General features: G+C 66.9%; 3 protein-coding genes and 1 pseudogene. All 4 read left to right on the forward strand.

The window, feature by feature from the left end:
- Positions 1-182: 182 nt before the first annotated feature.
- On the forward strand, positions 183-1,403 hold the full coding sequence (locus DQP56_RS23355; protein WP_112689427.1) for a class I SAM-dependent methyltransferase: 1,221 nt from the start codon (positions 183-185) through the stop codon (positions 1,401-1,403).
- Between the two features lie 82 nt (positions 1,404-1,485).
- A complete protein-coding gene (locus tag DQP56_RS23360) occupies positions 1,486-2,373 on the forward strand; it encodes a decaprenyl diphosphate synthase (protein WP_112689429.1) in 888 nt (295 codons plus the stop codon).
- Positions 2,373-2,768, forward strand: a complete 396-nt coding sequence (locus DQP56_RS23365) for a hypothetical protein (protein WP_112689431.1) — start codon at positions 2,373-2,375, stop codon at positions 2,766-2,768. Before DQP56_RS23360 ends, DQP56_RS23365 begins: the two co-directional genes overlap by 1 nt.
- Positions 2,769-2,830: 62 nt before the next feature.
- A pseudogene (locus DQP56_RS23370) lies at positions 2,831-3,292 on the forward strand (PGRS repeat-containing protein); the annotation flags it as partial.

Below are 3,292 nucleotides of genomic sequence, written 5' to 3' on the forward strand. Positions count from 1 at the left end.
GCCTGGTCAGCCCGGTCAGCCCGGACAGCCCGGACGCGCCGGCTGACTGAGCCGATACGAGCGAACCGACGCGTCCGGCACGCTGCTCCAATGGGAGTGGCACCCGCCGCGGCGGCCCCAACCACCCCCGCTAGAGTCTGACTCGATCGCCGGGGGGCAACGTAACAAGGAGCCACAAAGAAGTGACTGACAACCCACGCGCAGACGTCGTATCCCGGCAGTACGAGCGGTGGACCTACCCGCCGCCCATCCACGACCTGCAGGCGTGGTCGGCCGGGAACTGGGAGTGGTTCGACCCGAGCCATGCCCACCGGGTGCTGTGGCCGGACCGGGAGTACCGGCCCGACCTCGACATCCTCATCGCGGGCTGCGGCACCAACCAGGCGGCGGTCTTCGCCTACAACAACCCGAAGGCCAGGGTGGTGGCCGTCGACATCAGCCAGGCGTCGCTGGGACACCAGCAGTACCTCAAGGACAAGCACGGGCTGTGGAATCTAGAGCTGCACCAGCTCCCGATCGAGGATTTGGCCACGCTGGGCATGGACTTCGACCTGGTGGTGTCCACCGGCGTGCTGCACCACATGGCTGACCCGAAGGTGGGGATGAAGGCGATCGCGGAGCGGCTGCGGCCCGATGGCGTCGCCGCCATCATGCTGTACGCGCGTTACGGCCGGATCGGCATCGAGATCCTCGAGTCGGTCTTCCAAGATCTCGGATTGGAGCAGAGCGACGCCTCCATCCAGACCGTGCGGCAGGCCATCCGGATGCTGTCTCCGGAGCATCCTGTCCAGTCGTATCTGAAGATCGCCGGCGACCTGGCTTCGGACTCCGGCCTGGTGGACACTTTCCTGCATGGTCGGGCGAAGAGTTACGACGTCGACGGCTGCATCGATCTGGCCAACTCGGCCGGGCTCGACTTCCAGGGCTGGCTGCTCAAGGCGCCGTACTACGCGCACGACATCGCCGCGCCGTCGGGAGGCTTCTACGACGTGGTGAATGCGCTGCCCGAGGCCAAGATCTGGTCGGTGATGGAGCGCATCCACACCCTCAACGCGCGGCACTTCTTCCTGGCCACTCGTCCTGACCGTCCCAAGAACACCTACACGATCGACTTCTCGACGCCCGAGAGTCTCGACTACGTGCCACTGTTCCGCTTCAAGTGCGGTTTGAACGGCAACGAGATCTTCCGTCCGGGCTGGCGCATGCAGCTCAACCCGGCCCAGCTGCCGTTCGTCCAGAGCATCGACGGGCGCCGGAGCATCCGTGAGATCGCCTCGAGCCTGGCGCAGGCCGGCGGGCCATCGCGGGGGAGCACAGCCGATCTGGAGAAGTTCGGTCGCAAGCTGTTCCAATCGCTGTGGCGCCTGGACTTCGTCGCGATGGACCTGAGTACCGATTCCTGATCGTCGGCATGGCCGGTAAACCGCCGCAGCGCAGGCGCAGTCACCGCAGGCGGTGCCGGCCCGGTCGGGCAGGATTGGGCGCATGGTGTTGAATCGGGCCGATCGCAAGGGCGGCTGCCCGCAGTTGCCCGCGGCACCCGAGGACTATCCGGTGTTCCCGGACACGTCCACCTGGCCGGTGGTGTTCCCGCAGTTGCCGTCACCACCGGGCGGGGGGCCGTGCCGTCCGCCGCAGCACACCTCCAAGGCCGCCGCCCCGCGGATTCCGGCCGAGGCGCTGCCCAATCACGTCGCGGTTGTGATGGACGGCAACGGCCGCTGGGCCACTCAGCGCGGCCTGGGCCGCACCGAGGGCCACAAGATGGGCGAGGCGGTGCTGATCGACATCACCTGTGGTGCCATCGAGTTGGGCATCAAATGGCTGACCGTGTATGCGTTCTCCACGGAGAACTGGAAACGTTCCGCCGAGGAGGTCCGCTTCCTGATGGGGTTCAACCGCGAGGTGGTGCGCCGCCGCCGGGAGAACCTCAACGCAATGGGAGTGCGGATGCGCTGGGTGGGTTCGCGACCCAAGATGTGGCGCAGCGTCATCAAGGAATTCGAGATCGCCGAAGCCATGACAGTCGGCAACGACGTCATCACCATTAACTACTGCGTCAACTACGGGGGGCGCACCGAGATCGCCGAGGCCGCACGGGCCATCGCCGCCGAAGCCGTTGCGGGCAAGCTGAACCCGAACCGGATCAATGAGGCCACCGTCTCCCAGCATCTGCACCGCCCGGACATGCCCGACGTCGACCTGTTGATCCGCACCTCTGGTGAGCAGCGGTCATCCAACTTCATGCTGTGGCAGGCGGCCTACGCCGAGTACATCTTTCAAGAAAAGCTGTGGCCCGACTACGACCGCCGCGACCTGTGGGAGGCCTGCGAACAGTACGCCTCCCGGCAGCGCCGATTCGGGACGGCGTGATGACGGATCTGGCCCACCGTCTGCACACGGCGCTCACCGCGGCGGCGGTGCCCACGGACGCCGAGCCCGACGGAGCGCTGACCGTCCATCATGACGGCACGCTGGCGTCATTGCGGGTGGTGCCGATCACCGACGAACTGGAGTTGGTGTCGCTCACCCAGATCCTGGCCTGGGACCTGGCGCTGACCAAGAAGCTGCGTGAGCGAGCGGCCGAGCAGGCGCGCCTGAGTCAGCTCGGCACGGTCACCGTGGTCGAGAAGGGCACCACCAAGACCGCAGATGTGTTGCTGCGCTACAACTTTCCAGGTTCGGGTCTGAGCGACGACGCGCTGGCCACGCTGGTGCTGTTGGTGCTGGCCAAAGGCGTTGATATCCGCCAGGCGCTCACGTCCTGATCCGGGCTTCGTTGACGGCTCTCTCCGAGCGCACTAGCTTAACGTGATCTGAGTGTTCGCTGATGTGTCCCCAAAGGCGAGAGATCGGGGGAGACGTGATCGCCAAGCACCGCGGCGGCCCGGTTGTGGTCACCGCCCTCGGCACCCTGCTGGCATTCGGCGCGTCCCCGGCAGCCGCCCCGCCCGCCCGGGCGGACGTCGTCGATACCGACTGGCTACTCGACCTGCTGGCCCCCGAACCCGCTGCGGCGGCCGCCTTTGACCCCGTCGATCTGAGTCACCTGTTCGACCAGTGGTTCTACACCCCGCTGCACGCCGGGGTCGCGGAGTGGCTCGACAGCGCCGTCGGTCAGAACATCGCCGACGCCGTCAACGTCGTGCTGGGCAGCTTTGCCATCGGCAATGGCGCGGATGGCACCGCCGATCATCTCGACGGGTTCGCCGGCGGCTGGCTGCTCGGTGACGGCGGTGCCGGATTCGACGGCGGCAACGGCGGTGACGCGGGGCTGTTCGGCAACGGCGGG

It is taken from the genome of Mycolicibacter senuensis, assembly GCF_003284925.1.
Lineage (GTDB): Bacteria > Actinomycetota > Actinomycetes > Mycobacteriales > Mycobacteriaceae > Mycobacterium > Mycobacterium algericum_A.